13 protein-coding genes are annotated in these 13567 nt (G+C 68.6%); all 13 read right to left on the bottom strand.

What is annotated here, in order from left to right; translation table 11 throughout:
* Nucleotides 1-183: 183 nt before the first annotated feature.
* Nucleotides 184-2448, bottom strand: coding sequence for a methyl-accepting chemotaxis protein (locus IAE60_RS14470; protein WP_244966583.1), 2265 nt, complete (start codon nucleotides 2446-2448; stop codon nucleotides 184-186).
* 172 nt (nucleotides 2449-2620) lie between these two features.
* A complete protein-coding gene (locus IAE60_RS14465) occupies nucleotides 2621-3814 on the bottom strand; it encodes an OprO/OprP family phosphate-selective porin (RefSeq protein ID WP_185896350.1) in 1194 nt (397 codons plus the stop codon).
* A gap of 82 nt (nucleotides 3815-3896) precedes the next feature.
* The gene (locus tag IAE60_RS14460) at nucleotides 3897-5891 is read right to left on the bottom strand and encodes a chemotaxis protein CheA (protein WP_187572787.1); all 1995 of its coding nucleotides are present in this window, start codon (nucleotides 5889-5891) and stop codon (nucleotides 3897-3899) included.
* 54 nt (nucleotides 5892-5945) lie between these two features.
* A complete protein-coding gene (locus tag IAE60_RS14455) occupies nucleotides 5946-6311 on the bottom strand; it encodes a response regulator (RefSeq protein ID WP_055944462.1) in 366 nt (121 codons plus the stop codon).
* A complete protein-coding gene (locus IAE60_RS14450; protein ID WP_185896348.1) occupies nucleotides 6308-6619 on the bottom strand; it encodes an STAS domain-containing protein in 312 nt (103 codons plus the stop codon). Before IAE60_RS14450 ends, IAE60_RS14455 begins: the two co-directional genes overlap by 4 nt.
* A gap of 179 nt (nucleotides 6620-6798) precedes the next feature.
* Complete coding sequence (locus IAE60_RS14445) at nucleotides 6799-7818, bottom strand: chemotaxis protein CheW (protein WP_187572786.1); 1020 nt, start codon at nucleotides 7816-7818, stop codon at nucleotides 6799-6801.
* Nucleotides 7815-8597, bottom strand: coding sequence for a ParA family protein (locus IAE60_RS14440; RefSeq protein WP_162111281.1), 783 nt, complete (start codon nucleotides 8595-8597; stop codon nucleotides 7815-7817). The genes IAE60_RS14445 and IAE60_RS14440 overlap by 4 nt, the downstream gene beginning before the upstream one ends.
* A complete protein-coding gene (gene motD, locus IAE60_RS14435; RefSeq protein WP_187572785.1) occupies nucleotides 8597-9559 on the bottom strand; it encodes a flagellar motor protein MotD in 963 nt (320 codons plus the stop codon). The genes IAE60_RS14440 and motD overlap by 1 nt, the downstream gene beginning before the upstream one ends.
* 12 nt (nucleotides 9560-9571) lie before the next feature.
* Nucleotides 9572-10312: a flagellar motor protein gene (locus tag IAE60_RS14430; RefSeq protein WP_162111279.1), complete on the bottom strand. Its 741-nt coding sequence runs from the start codon at nucleotides 10310-10312 to the stop codon at nucleotides 9572-9574.
* Between the two features lie 190 nt (nucleotides 10313-10502).
* On the bottom strand, nucleotides 10503-12257 hold the full coding sequence (locus IAE60_RS14425) for a chemotaxis protein CheA (RefSeq protein ID WP_187572784.1): 1755 nt from the start codon (nucleotides 12255-12257) through the stop codon (nucleotides 10503-10505).
* A gap of 27 nt (nucleotides 12258-12284) precedes the next feature.
* Entirely contained in the window at nucleotides 12285-12428 is a 144-nt protein-coding gene (locus IAE60_RS14420) for a hypothetical protein (RefSeq protein WP_162111277.1), read from the bottom strand.
* Between the two features lie 36 nt (nucleotides 12429-12464).
* Nucleotides 12465-13082, bottom strand: a complete 618-nt coding sequence (locus IAE60_RS14415) for a protein phosphatase CheZ (RefSeq protein ID WP_187572783.1) — start codon at nucleotides 13080-13082, stop codon at nucleotides 12465-12467.
* Nucleotides 13082-13462 carry a chemotaxis response regulator CheY gene (gene cheY, locus IAE60_RS14410; protein ID WP_162111282.1) on the bottom strand — a complete coding sequence of 127 codons (381 nt, stop codon included), beginning with the start codon at nucleotides 13460-13462 and terminating at the stop codon, nucleotides 13082-13084. Before cheY ends, IAE60_RS14415 begins: the two co-directional genes overlap by 1 nt.
* Nucleotides 13463-13567: the final 105 nt, after the last annotated feature.

Here is a 13567-nt window from a genome sequence, read left to right as displayed (position 1 = left end):
ACATCGCGGCGTGACGTCGCGCCTGCGTTCACCGGAAGCAGTCCGGTTGCGCTTTAGGTATCGACTCTTCTGGATCGCGCTTAAGCGAAAGCGGTCACATCTGCCGCTAATGTGAGATCGGGGAAGGCAATCGCCTTCCCCGATGTCGGGTGTCGCCCATCGCGGAGTTGCGTTATGGCCTGCTCAGAACTCCTGCCAGTCGCCGTCGGCGAGGGCAGGTTCTGGCTTGCGTGCCACCGGCTTGCGAATGACGGCCTGTGGCATGGGCGAGACGCGCGGCGGCGTGGCCGGCTTCGCGGCTGAGGCGGGCGTGCGCGCCGGCTGGCTGGACGCGGCCTGCAGCTTGAACACGGCGACGGACTCGCTCAGTGCCTGCGCCTGTTCCTCCATGCTGCGTGCGGCGGCAGTGGCTTCCTCCACCAACGCGGCGTTCTGCTGCGTGGCTTCGTCCATCTGGGTGATGGTCTGGTTGACCTGCTCGATGCCCGCCGACTGCTCCTGCGAGGCTGCACTGATCTCGGCCATGATGTCGGTCACGCGCTGCACGCTGGCCACGATCTCGCCCATCGTTGCGCCGGCCTGGTGCACCAGTGCCGAACCATCGGCGACCTTGCCCACCGAGTTTTCGATCAGGTCCTTGATCTCCTTGGCCGCATTGGCCGAACGCTGGGCGAGGGTACGCACCTCAGACGCCACCACGGCGAAGCCGCGACCCTGCTCCCCGGCGCGCGCGGCTTCCACCGCGGCGTTGAGCGCCAGGATGTTGGTCTGGAAGGCGATGCCATCGATGACGGAGATGATCTCGGCGATCTTCTTGGACGACTGTTCGATGTCGGACATGGTGGTGACCACCTTGCCGACGACCTCGCCGCCCTGCGAAGCGACGCCCGCGGCACCCTGGGCCAGCTGGTTGGCCTGGCGGGCCGATTCGGCGTTCTGCCGCACGGTGGAGGTCAGTTCCTCCATGGAGGCGGCGGTTTCTTCCAGGTTGGCGGCCTGCTGCTCGGTACGGCGCGACAGGTCGCTGTTGCCGGAAGCGATCTCGCCGGCGGCGGTGTTGATGGAGGTGGAGGCATCCTGGATGCGGCCAACGATGTCGGTCAGCTGGGCCACCGTCGCATTGGCATCGTCGCGCATGGTGGCGAACACACCGTGGAAGTCGCCTTCCATGCGCGCGGTCAGGTCGCCGCGGGCGATGGCCTGCAGCAGCTCCGACACGTCGGCCAGGTTGTTGTCGGTGGTCTCCATCAGGCGGTTGAGGCCTTCCACCATGTCGCGGAAATCGTGCTGGTACTTGTCGACATCGCCGCGGTGGGTGAAGTCGCCCGCGGCGGCGGCGGCGGCCAGGCGCTTGATCTCGCCATTGATCGCCGACAGGTTGGTCTTGCACATGTCCATCGCCTCGGTGATGAGGGCCTTCTCGCCGGGCAGGCGCTCCATGTCCATCGACAGGTCGCCGACCGCGTAATGGCGCATCACTTCCACCGCGCGCATTTTCACGCCGATGTGCTGGGCCACCAGGGCATTGGTCTCGCGCACCATGCGGCCGTACTCGCCCGGGAACGCGCTGTCGTCGATCCGGTAGCTGATCCGGCCTTCGTCGTGGCGTGCCGCCATCTCGCCCTGTGCGGCGATGACCGCCTTCACCTGCGTCTGCATGCGCTGCATGGAGCCCAGCAGGTCGCCCAGCTCGCTGCGGTCATCGATGACGATCTGGCGGTCCAGCTGGCCACGCGCGACGGCGTCGGCGACGCTCGCGACCTCGGCCATCGGACGCACGATCGAGCGGGTGATGAGGACCGCGGCTGCGATGGCCAGCATCAGCGCCACCGCCACCAGCAGGCCGATGGCGCGGAGGTTGTTGGCATAGCCGGCCTGCTGGGCCGCAACGGCTTCGTCCAGCACCTTCATCTTGTCGTCCAGCATTACGGCGACGGCATCAGCGGTGGCCTGGCGCAGGTCGGCCGCGCCACTGGCGGGCGTCAGGTCGCCGACCTTGACCGATTCGATCAGCAGGCGGCTGTTGTCGAAATAGAGCGCGGACTTGGCCAGCATCTGCTGGTACAGCGCTTTCTGTTGCGGGTCGGTGATGGTGGCGCCGTACGCTTTCGAGAGATCGTCGAAGGCCTTGGCTCCGGCGACCAGCTCGCTGGTGTATTCGGCGACTTTCTCCGGGTCCTGATAGCCGGCGACGAGGCCGCGTTCGCTGACGCGGTACTCGGCCAGCATCGTGGCCATGCGTCCCAGATCGCGGATGGCAGGCACCTCCTTGTTGGTGATCTCGACCACGACGTCCTGCGCCACGCCCATCCGCTGCGCGGAGAAGGCGCCCGTCACGACAATGAGCAGGACGAGGACGGCGAAGCCGATGGCCAGGCGTTTTCCGATCTTGAGGTGCTTGAACATGAAGTCGATCTCGATAGCGTTCAGTGGGTGGGACCAGCGCATCAGGGAAAGCAGTGGCGGTCCATGCCCGTGTTGCGATGTCTGTTCCGGAGTAACGGCGGAATGTGACAGTTCTGAATGACCGCTCGGCGGAACGGTAAGCGCGCTTACCTGCGGGTCGACCGAATGCCCGCGCAGACCGTGACCGGCTGCGCGGGCGAGGCGGCGTGCAGGGTCAGAAATGCATCTGCGCGCGTAGCTGGAACACGGACGGGTCGGCGGAAAGCGCGCCGCGCGTCGCATCGCTCTTCACGTAGTTGGCCTGGAACTTGAAGTACGGCGTGATGTACCAGTTGGCGCCCAGCGTCCAGTTGTGTTCGCGGCCGCCGGCGATGCCGTCGCTGTCCAGGTCGATGCGGCTGTAGCGGGCCAGCAGTTCCACGGCGCCGTAGTGGCCCTTTGGCTTGGGGTTGGTGACGTTGCCGCCGCTGTAGCCGCGCGATTCGCCGGTCACCAGCCAACTGGCGAGCACATAGCCGCCGTCCGCCGAGTAGGAGGGCAGGCCGAGCTCGCGGGTGGTCTTCTGCCGCAGATACTCGCCCTGCAGCGACCAGGGGCCGCGGATCCAGAGCGCTTCCAGGCCGGTGCGGTCGATGCGGTCCACGCGACTGAGCGTGCCGCTGTCCACGAAGCGGTAGGGCGTGAGCGTGGCTTCCGGCTTGGCACGCCAGCGCACGCTGGGATGCACGGTCACGCCCAGGCCGTTGACCTCGCTGTCGGGACGCTCCTGCGCCGCGGCGATGCCCAGGTGCAGCACGTCGCCCGCGGCCTTGCGCGGCGTCCACGCCAGGCGGAAGGCGGCGGTGTCGCCCTTGTTGTTGCCCTGCAGGTCGGACTCGAAGAAGTAGCCGACGTTGGCGATGTAACGCTCACGCTCGAACGCCCAGTCGATGCCGCTGCGACGTCCCTGGTAGAACGCCTGCGTGGGTAGCGACGGTTCCATCATCGATACGTGGCGGGTCCCGGTGTTGCCCTCGAAGCCCAGCGGCAGTTTCATCTGCCCGATCCGCAGCTTGCCGGCATCGCGACCGAACAGGGCCTTGGTCTCCAGGCGCAGGGCGACGTCGCTCCAGGTCTTGGCCTGGAAGTCGAAGGTCGCACCGAAGTCGTACACGCCCTTGCGACGCAGGGTCAGGCCGATCTCCTGGCGACGCCAGGCGTCGTCGTCCTCCAGCGCAACACCGGCATAGCCTTCGCCCGAGAACGTGGCGGCGTCGTATTGCAGGTTGCCGCCCAGGCTCAGCTCGGTGCCGCCGGCGAACGTGATCTTCGGCGGCCAGGCGGCGAGCTTGGCCTCGCCGTCGTCGGCGCGGGCGCCTGCATGCACGGCGAGAAGGGAGAGGGCGAGGCTGGAGAGGATGTACTTCATGCGTTTACCAGTAGGGTAGAGGCGTGCACCGCCGGGCGCCATCCATACGGAGGGCGCGATGGCGCGGGCATGCGAGGGACGATCAGGCCGCCTGCTGCATCCGGCGGGCGCGGACCAGGCCACCCACGTCGACGATGAGCGCCACCCGCCCGTCGCCCAGGATGGTGGCGCCGGAGATGCCGTCGATGCGGCGGTAGTTGTTCTCGAGGTTCTTCACCACGACCTGCTGCTGGCCGATCAGTTCGTCGACTTCCAGCGCGAGCTTCTGGCCATCGGCTTCCACTACCACGACCAGCTGTTCGGCATTGCGGTTGTCGCCGTAGCGGTAATACTCGTTCAGCGCGACGATCGGCAGGTATTCGCCGCGCACGCGCAGCACGCGGCCGTCGCCGCCGACGGTGCGCACGTCCTCGGCCTGCGGCTGCAGCGCTTCCAGCACGTAGGTGAGCGGCAGGATCAGGGTTTCGTCGCCGACCGAGACGGCCATGCCGTCGAGGATGGCCAGCGTCAGCGGCAGGCGGATCACCACGCGGGTACCGTGGCCGGCGGCGCTTTCCAGCTGCACTTCGCCACCCAGCGCCTGGATGTTGCGGCGGACCACGTCCATGCCCACGCCGCGACCGGACAGGTCGGTGACCGCTTCGGCGGTGGAGAAGCCGGGCTGGAAGATCAGGTCCCAGACCTGCGCGTCGGTGGGGTTCTCGGGTACGGCCAGGCCACGCTCGGCGGCCTTGGCGAGGATGCGTTCGCGATTCAGGCCGCGGCCGTCGTCGCTGACTTCGATGACGATGTGGCCGCCCTGGTGCGAAGCCGCCAGGGTGATGGTGCCGGTCTCGTCCTTGCCCGCCTGCGCGCGCACGTCGGGCATTTCCAGGCCATGGTCGATCGAGTTGCGGACCAGGTGCACCAGCGGATCGGCGATGCGTTCGATCAGGCCCTTGTCCAGCTCCGTGCCTTCGCCGATGGTGCGCAGGCGCACCTGCTTGCCCAGGCGCGCGGACAGGTCGCGGACCAGGCGCGGGAAGCGGCGGAACACGGCATCCACCGGCAGCATGCGCACGCCAATGACGGCTTCCTGCAGGTCGCGGGTGTTGCGCTCCAGCAGGTCCAGGCCGGCGAACAGGCGTTCGCACTGGGCCTGGTCGAGCATGCCGGAGACCTGCTTCAGCATGGCCTGGGTGATGACCAGTTCGCCGACCAGGTTGATCAGGCCGTCGATCTTGTCGACGCTGACGCGGATGGAGGTTTCGGCGGCATCGTTGGCCGCCGGCGCGGCGGCCGTGGCAGGCGCCTGCGTGCCGCTGGCGACCACCGCCGTCGCGGGCTGCGCGGCCACGGCGACGGCGTCGACCGGCACGGCGTTGCGCTGCATGGGCTGGATGTCCAGCTCGCAGTCGTCGACCACCCAGGCGAACACATCGTCCACCGCGCTGCGCGGCACCTTGCCGATCAGGCCCAGGTCCCAGGCTAGGTAGGCTTCCAGCGGATCGATCTGCTCGAAGCCGGGCAGGCGTTCCATGCGGCAGGCGATTTCCAGCGGGCCCAGGTGTTCCAGTTCGCGCAGGATGCGCAGCGGGTCGTTGCCGCTCATGAACAGCGACGGTGCGGGCGTGAAGCCGATCTTCCAGCCTTCCGGCGTGTCGTCGGTCTTCGTGGCCGCGGCGGCCGGCGGAGCGGCGGGCGCTTCCTGGCCGGACAGCACCGCGTTGAGGCGGTCCTTGATGGCCTGCACGGCGGCGGGATCGGCCAGCGTGCCGTGTTCGGCTTCGGCCAGCAGGGCGCGCAGCACATCGACCGAGGCCAGCATGGCGTCGACCGCGGGCGGGCTGACGGCGCGCTGGCCGGCGCGCAGTTCGTCCAGCAGCGTCTCCAGCACATGGGTCAGGCCGGCGATGGCATCGAAGCCGAACGTGGCCGACCCGCCCTTGATCGAGTGGGCCGCGCGGAAGATCGAGTTGATCAGGTCGCCGTCGCGGCTGCCCTGTTCCAGCGACAGCAGCCCGGCTTCCATCGCCTCCAGCCCTTCACGGCTTTCTTCGAAGAACGTGGCGTGGAAGCGCTGCATGTCCATGTTCATGGCGACGATGCCCTGGTGCGGTCGTAAGGGAGGCGGAGCGGGGAGGGAGGAGGATCAGCCCAGGACTTTCTGGACGGTGGCGACCAGTTGTTCCGGGTTGAACGGCTTGACCAGCCAGCCGGTGGCGCCGGCGGCCTTGCCCTCGGCCTTCTTGTCGGCGGCCGACTCGGTGGTCAGCATCAGCATGGGCGTGAACTTGTAGTCCGGCAGGCCGCGCAGCGCCCGGATCAGCGAGATGCCGTCCATGTTGGGCATGTTGACGTCGGTGACGACGGCGTTGAACTTCTGCCCCTGCGCGCGCCCCAGCGCCACCTGGCCATCTTCGGCTTCATCCACCGAGAAACCCGCCGAGCTGAGGGCGAAGGCGACCATCTGTCGCATCGAGGCCGAATCGTCCACTACCAGAATGCGTGCGCTCATGCGGCGTTCTCCACTTGTTGCGTGTTGTGTTCGTTGTCGTGGGCCAGACCCAGCTGCGGCGCCAGGCCCAGCAGGCGCGCGGCGTCGCGGAAGCTCTGGCTGACCGCACTGAAATCGGTGGCCAGGCCGGCCTGCTCGCGCTGGCGCACGAAGCTGCACAGCACTTGCAGGCTGGCGGTATGCACCCGTTGTACGGTGCCGGCGTCGAGCACCAGCGGTCCCGGCTGCGCGACATGCGGGGCCAGGTGCTGCTTGAGGTCGGTGGCGGCCTCGATACCGAGGTCGTCACCCAGGGGCACAGCGCTCATCGTGTCTCCGGAAATGCGGCTCTAGTCGAGTATCGGCGCGACATGGCCGGTCTTGAGCGATGAATGTGAATGTGTGATGGATTTCGGGAAAGGCAGGAGTGAGTGGAGAGAAGTGAGGAGTGAGCAGAGGCCGAGCGTGCTTTCGCTCACTCCTCGCTTCTCTCCGCTCGCATCTCGCCTCATTGCAGGATCCGCGACGCATCCAGCAGGATCACCGCGCATTCGTTGAGGCGTGCCACGCCGCGGAACAGCGGATTGGACATGCGGCCGACGCGCGCGTTGTCGGGCGACTCGATCTGCTGGTCGGCGAGGTTGGCCACGTCCTCCACCGCGGTGACGCGCAGGCCCAGGGTTTCGCCGTGTTCTTCGAGCACGACGATGCGGGTGGCGGCGTCGGATTCGATCGCGCGCCGGCCCAGGTACAGGCCCAGGTCGATCACCGGCACCACCTGGCCGCGCAGGTTCATCACCCCCAGCATGTGCGGTGCGGCACCGCGCAGCGGCAGCAGGGTGGCGGGGCGCACCACTTCCTGCACCTTGAGCAGCTCCAGTGCGTAGTGCTGCTGGTCGCAGCGCAGGCGCAGCCAGCGCGTCTTGCGCTCGGTGGCGCGACGGCGCTCGCCGGTATCCGGTGGCGTGGCCAGCAGGTACGGCGTGGCGGGCAGGGGCGCGAGCGCGCGCGGCGCAGCGGGCGCGACCGTCGGCGCGGGCGGCGTGGTCGGGGGAACAGAGGGGGTCGCCACGCGCGAGGTCGGTGCGGCGCCGCCATGCAGTTCGTCCAGCAGGGCTTCGAACTCTTCGTCGCCGATCACATCCGCTTCCGCACCGGCGCGCACGGGCGCGACGGCCAGTGCCGGCGCCGCAGCGACGGGAGGCGGGACCGCCGGTTCCGCAACGGGCGGGGCCACGACAGAGGTCGGCACGCCGTCGCCATGCAACTGGTCGAGCAGGGCCTCGAACTCGTCGTCGCTGATCAGGTCGGCTTCGCTGCCGGCGCGGATCGGTGCCACGGCGAGGACCGGCGCTGATGGCGTGGCGTCGACAACGGGGGGCTCGGCCGCTGTGGCGTCGTTCTGGTGCGCAACGGCATCGATCGTCGCGACCGCCACGACGTGGGGCGTCGATGGGGTGGCCGCCGGCGCGGCCGCATCGCCGAGCAGGTCGAGCAGGTAGTCGTCCAGGGCGGCCGGCGTGTTCATGCGGCCTGCTCCGTATCGCGCGCTTCGGTCAGCAGCAGCCAGTCCAGCGCGCGCCGGTAGGCGGACAGGCCACGGCCCGGGTACTGCGCGGCGGGGCTGGAGCGCGTCAGCGCGTCGACGCTGCAGATGCGGGTGTCGTTGGGAATGGCGTCGTTCCAGACGCGTTCGCCGTATTCGTCCTGCATCGCCTTCAGCGTGTCCGCGCCGGTGCGCGTGCGCTTGTCGTACAGCGTGGGCAGGATCGACACCGGCAGCACGCGATGGCGCGAGCGCTGGATCATGTCCGCGGTGCGGCACATGCCCTTCAGCCCGTGCAGCGCCAGCGGCTCGGTCTGCGTGGGAATGATGACGTGGTCGGCCGCGGCCAGCGCGTTGACCATCAGCAGGCCCAGCGTGGGCGGGCAGTCGAACAGCACGAAGTCCCAGGCATGGCCGCCGCGCGCCAGTGCGTTCGACAGCGCCAGGCCAAGGCCGGGCTGGGTGGCGCTGCGGCGCTCCAGCGTGGCCAGCGGAGTCTGCGCGGCGATGAAGGACAGGTTCTCGATCTCGGTCGCGCGCGCCAGGGTGGCCAGGGCGGGCGGCTGCTCGTCGAACAGGTCCAGCACGCCGGCCGGCTGCGGGTCGGTGGCCACGCCGAACGCACGCGTCAGCGAGGCGTGCGGGTCCAGATCGACCAGCAGCACGCGATGGCCGCGCATGGCCAGGCCGCGCCCGAGGGCGAGGGTGGTGGTGGTCTTGCCGACGCCTCCCTTCTGGTTGGCGATTGCCCACACGCGCATCACTGGACTCCTTCATGGACCTGGGGCGCCGGCGGCGCTCCGGGCATGGAGGTCGCGGCATGGGCCGGCAGCGGCGGCAGCGAGATCACTGACGGCGGCGCCACGGCTTCTCCCCCTACATGCAATTCCGGTGCCGGAGCGCCCGGGCTGGCCAGGATGATCAGCAGCACGCGGCGGTTGGCGTTGCGGCCTTCATCGCTGGCGTTGTCGGCGATCGGCCGGAACTCGCCGTAGCCGATCATGGCCAGCCGCTCCGGCGGGATTCCGTCGCGGACGAACAGGTGGACCACGCTGGCGGCGCGCGCGGACGACAGTTCCCAGTTGGAGGGGAACTGCGCGGTACGGATCGGGCGGTCGTCGGTGTAGCCCTCCACCCGCACCGAGTTGGGCACGCCGGCCAGCACCGTTGCGAGCTTGCCGACGGTTTCCTGGGCCTTCGGGTCCAGGGTGGCCGAGCCGGTGGCGAACAGGATGTCGCTGTTGATCTGTACTTCCAGCCACAGCGTGGAACGCTTGATGGTGACCAGCTTCTCGTCGATCAGCGGCGCCAGCGCGCGCTCCAGGTCGTCGGCGATGCGCTTGAGTTCGCCCTGGGCGCTCTGCAGGCCCTTGGCGTCCAGCGACATGTTCATCTGCGAGGCCATCGCCGCCAGCAGGGTGACGTTGGGCGAGGGCGAGGGTGCGGACGGGCCCTGCTTGGCCCCCGACTTGATGGGCGAGGGGCGGTCGAAGTCCGCGCCCTGCAGCTGGTGGTTGCCCACCTGCACCGGATTGATCGTGCGCGGCGCGCCGCCGAAGGCCGCCGTCAGTGCGTCGGCCATCACCCGGTACTTGCCCTCGTTGACGGTGGAGATGGCATACATCACCACGAAGAAGGCGAGCAGCAGGGTCATGAGGTCGGCGTAGGGGATCGCCCAGGCCTCATGGTTGGCATGTTCCTCGTGCTTGTGCTGCCGTGCCATGGTCGCCCCGGCTCAGTGCAGGAAGCCGGCCAGCTTGGCCTCGATGTTGCGCGGATTCTCGCCCTGCGCGATGGCGATCAGGCCTTCGATGATCATTTCCTGCTCGCGGCTGCGCCCGCCGATCACGCTCTTGAGCTTGCTGGCGATGGGCAGGAAGAACAGGTTGGCCGAGGCGATGCCGTAGATGGTCGCGGTGAACGCGGCGGCGATGCCGTGGCCCAGCTTGCTGGGATCGGCCAGGTTCTTCATCACTGCGATCAGGCCGAACACCGCGCCGATGATGCCCAGCGTGGGCGCATAGATGCCCATGGCCTCGAAGACCTTCGCGGCCGCCAGGTCCTGGTGTTCCTGACCGTTGAGGTCGATCTCCATCATGTGCCGGATCGCTTCCGGCTCCACGCCGTCGACCAGCATCTGCAGGCCCTTCTTCAGGAACGGGTCGTCCTGCTGGTTGACCAGCGGCTCCAGACCCAGCAGGCCCTGCTTGCGGGCGATGTTGCTCCAGTCGACGATCTCCGCGATCAGCGCCTCGCCGTCGTTGCCCGGCGGGCGGATCACCCAGCGGGCGATCGACAGGGCGCGCTTGAACACCGGCGGCGGCGTATGCACCAGGATCGCGGCGATAGTGCCGAGGATCACGATGACGAAGGCCGCCGACGACCACAGCGACGACAGGCCCGCGCCCTTGAGGATGCTGCCACCGACCAGCGCGACCAGTGCCAGCAGGAGTCCGATGAGGCTGAAGATATCCATGTGCTGATCTATCGGCCCGATGCAGGGGGACTTGAGGTGAGCTTCTTGTAGGAGCGACGTGAGTCGCGACCGGGATCACACCCGGCCCACCTCATCTGTAGGAGCGCCCTGGGGCGCGATGCTTTTCTCCCTGTGACACAAGAGCATCGCGCCCGAGGGCGCTCCTACAGGGAAACGGCGGCCAGATTCGTCACGCCGTCGCGCGCAGCCCGTCGACGTCCAGGATCAGCGCCATGCGGCCGTCGCCGATCAGGGTGGCGCCGGCATAGCCGGGCAGGCCGCGCACGGCGCGCGGCAGCGGCTTGATGACGACTTCCTCGCGGCCACGCACCTGGTCCACGATCAGGCCGAAGCGTTGTTCGCCCATCTGCAGCACCACGATGGTCAGCAGGGGCGCCATCACCGGGTCCACGCGCAGCCAGTGGCGCAGGTCGACCAGCGGAAGGGTATGGCTCTGGCGGTCGAGCACGGCCTGGCCGTCGAACCAGCGCAGGCTCTCGGAGGGCGCGTGCAGCACTTCCATCACGCGCGCCAGCGGCAGGGCGTAGACCGGGTCGCCCGCCTGCACCAGCAGCGTGGGCAGGATGGCCAGCGTCAGCGGCACGCGGATGACGAAGCGGCTGCCGCGGCCCACGTCGGAGTGGATGGTGATCTGTCCGCTGAGCTCGCGGATGCGCGACTGCACCACGTCCATGCCGACGCCGCGGCCGGAGATGTCGGTGACTTCGGCCTTGGTGGAGAAGCCGGGCAGGAAGACCAGTTGCAGGCACTCGTCGTGGGACAGGCGGGCGGCGGCTTCGGGATCGATCAGGCCCTTCTCCAGCGCCTTGACGCGCAGGCGTTCCGGATCGATGCCGGCGCCGTCGTCGCGGATCTCGATGGTGACGAAGTCGCCTTCCTGCTGCGCCGACAGGCGCACGTGGCCCTGCCGCGGCTTGCTGCAGGCTTCGCGCAGTGACGGCACTTCGATGCCGTGGTCGATCGCGTTGCGTACCAGGTGAACCAGCGGATCGGCCAGCGCCTCCACCAGGTTGCGGTCCAGCTCGGTGTCGGCGCCGACCAGTTCCAGGTCGACTTCCTTCTGCAGCTGGCGGGCGACATCGCGCGCCACCTTGGGAAAACGCGAGAACACCTTGCCGACCGGCTGCATGCGCGTGCGCATGACGGCGGTCTGCAGGCGGGCCGTGGCGATGTCCAGCCCGCTGACGGCGCGGTCCAGCTCTTCGTCGCGGATGCGCGCCCGCAGCGTCTTCAGCCGGTTGCGCGACAGCACCAGCTCGCCGACCAGGTTGACGATGGCGTCCAGCCGCTTGGTATCCACGCGGATGGTCTGTTCGGTTTCGCCGCCCGCCTTGGCGGCCGGCTTGCCTGCAGGCGCGGGCTTGGGCGCGGGTTGCGGACGGGGCGGCGGTGTGGGCGAGGGTGCCGCCACCGTCGTCGGCACGCCGTCGCCGTGCAACTGGTCCAGCAGCGCTTCGAACTCGTCGTCGGAGATCAGGTCGCCGCCCGACGAGGCGGCAGCGCCCGCTGCGGGCGGGGTCGCCGGTTTCGGTGCGGATGCGGCATGGCCCTGCACGTCGAACTGGTCGATCAGGATCTGCGGCGCATGCGGCGGGTCTTCGCCGGCACCGATGGCGTCCAGCATCTGCTGCAACCAGTCCAGCGACTGTTGGGCGGCATCGAAATGCTGCGGTTCCAGCGTCGCCTGGCCGGCGCGCACCAGGCCCAGGGTCTCTTCGGCGGCATGGCACAGGTTGACCATGGGCTGGATGCCCAGAAAGCCGGCGCCGCCTTTCAGTGTGTGGAAGCCACGGAACACCGCATTGAGCTGCTCGCTGTCGGACGGGTCCTGTTCCAGCGTGACCAACTGTTCGCCCAGCCGGTCGAGGATTTCCTGCGCTTCGATCAGGAAGTCGGCGGCGATTTCAGGGGTGACGGCGGACATGGGCGGGGCGGGTACCGGAACGGGCGATCAGCGGGAGGAATCGAGCAGGCGCATCGCATGCGCGTGGCGGCGGCGCAGGATGCGGCCGGCGATGACATCGCAGACCAGCAGCACGCCCACGAACAGCAGGACGACGGGATGGCGGGGGCGGCGGTCGGTGGAATCGGTCATGGCGGGTCTCCGGTGCCGCGTCGCGCTTCCGCCGGGCTACAGGCCCAGGCCGGACAGCAGGTCGTCGGCGTCGTCCTGCGAGAAGGCATTGCGGTCAAGACCAGCAACGGCCGGGCCGGCGAGTTCTGAACCCTTGCCGCTGTTTTTTTCCGGTGGCGGCAGGCCCAGCGCGCCGAAGCCTTCATGCACGCGCCGCACGATGCCGGCCACCCGGCGGATGATCTGGCCGGTAAGGTCCTGGTAGCTCTGCGCCAGCGCCATCTCGGACAGGCCCTTGCCGATGCGGTCCACCAACGCAGCCTGTTCGGGCGACAGATCGGTGCCCTTCAGCTGCGCGGCGTAGCCGCGGCACTGTTCGGCCAGATCCAGCGTCGTGTGGCTGGCCTGTTCGGTCATCTCGACCACGTGGTCCAGGCGCGCGCAGGCATCATCGAGCTCGCCGGCGTCGGTGGGGGGCAGTTCGCCGAGGGTCTGCGCCAGTTCGCGCGCCAGTCGCCCCAGGCCCTGCATCATGGGCTGGGTGCGCCAGGCGGCGATGGCGTCCAGTTCCCGGCGCCAGCCCGCCTCGTCGCCCTGTTCCAGGGCATCGAGCGCGTGCTGCAGCTTCTCCACCAGGGCCGCACGGGCGGCACCCACATCGGCGATGGCATTCATCAGGCGGCCGCTCCCAGGCGCTCGAAGATCTTGCCCAGCTTCTCTTCCAGCGTCTGCGCGGTGAACGGCTTGATGATGTAGCCGTTCACGCCGTTCTGCGCCGCTTCGATGATCTGCTCGCGCTTGGCTTCGGCCGTGACCATCAGCACCGGCAGGGTCTTGAAGCGGTCGTCGGCGCGGATGGCCTTCAGCAGCTCGATGCCGGTCATGCCCGGCATGTTCCAGTCGGTGACCACGAAATCGAAACTGCCCTGCGCCAGCGCGGTCAGCGCGGTGCTGCCGTCGTCGGCCTCGGCGGTGTTGGTATAGCCCAGGTCGTTGAGCAGGTTCTTGATGATGCGGCGCATGGTGGAGAAATCGTCCACGATCAGGATGCGCATGTTCTTGTTGGTCACGGGTGCTCCGGTGCTGCGTGGACGGTGGGTCTGGTGGCGGTATCGGCCGGGGGAGGGAAAGGTTTAGGGAGCCTGCGACGTTGCCTTTGT

This window comes from Pseudoxanthomonas mexicana, assembly GCF_014397415.1.
GTDB lineage: Bacteria > Pseudomonadota > Gammaproteobacteria > Xanthomonadales > Xanthomonadaceae > Pseudoxanthomonas_A > Pseudoxanthomonas_A mexicana.
Note: the sequence above shows the minus strand (reverse complement) of the source record. Positions and strands in the feature narration are given on the sequence as shown.

Excerpts from the sequence above, each read along its gene's own strand:
- IAE60_RS14470 (WP_244966583.1), bottom strand. The coding sequence starts at position 2,448 with ATGCGCTGGTCCCACCCACTGAACGCTATCGAGATCGACTTCATGTTC.
- IAE60_RS14465 (WP_185896350.1), bottom strand. The coding sequence starts at position 3,814 with ATGAAGTACATCCTCTCCAGCCTCGCCCTCTCCCTTCTCGCCGTGCAT.
- IAE60_RS14460 (WP_187572787.1), bottom strand. The coding sequence starts at position 5,891 with ATGAACATGGACATGCAGCGCTTCCACGCCACGTTCTTCGAAGAAAGC.
- IAE60_RS14455 (WP_055944462.1), bottom strand. The coding sequence starts at position 6,311 with ATGAGCGCACGCATTCTGGTAGTGGACGATTCGGCCTCGATGCGACAG.
- IAE60_RS14450 (WP_185896348.1), bottom strand. The coding sequence starts at position 6,619 with ATGAGCGCTGTGCCCCTGGGTGACGACCTCGGTATCGAGGCCGCCACC.
- IAE60_RS14445 (WP_187572786.1), bottom strand. The coding sequence starts at position 7,818 with ATGAACACGCCGGCCGCCCTGGACGACTACCTGCTCGACCTGCTCGGC.
- IAE60_RS14440 (WP_162111281.1), bottom strand. The coding sequence starts at position 8,597 with ATGCGCGTGTGGGCAATCGCCAACCAGAAGGGAGGCGTCGGCAAGACC.
- motD (WP_187572785.1), bottom strand. The coding sequence starts at position 9,559 with ATGGCACGGCAGCACAAGCACGAGGAACATGCCAACCATGAGGCCTGG.
- IAE60_RS14430 (WP_162111279.1), bottom strand. The coding sequence starts at position 10,312 with ATGGATATCTTCAGCCTCATCGGACTCCTGCTGGCACTGGTCGCGCTG.
- IAE60_RS14425 (WP_187572784.1), bottom strand. The coding sequence starts at position 12,257 with ATGTCCGCCGTCACCCCTGAAATCGCCGCCGACTTCCTGATCGAAGCG.
- IAE60_RS14420 (WP_162111277.1), bottom strand. The coding sequence starts at position 12,428 with ATGACCGATTCCACCGACCGCCGCCCCCGCCATCCCGTCGTCCTGCTG.
- IAE60_RS14415 (WP_187572783.1), bottom strand. The coding sequence starts at position 13,082 with ATGAATGCCATCGCCGATGTGGGTGCCGCCCGTGCGGCCCTGGTGGAG.
- cheY (WP_162111282.1), bottom strand. The coding sequence starts at position 13,462 with ATGCGCATCCTGATCGTGGACGATTTCTCCACCATGCGCCGCATCATC.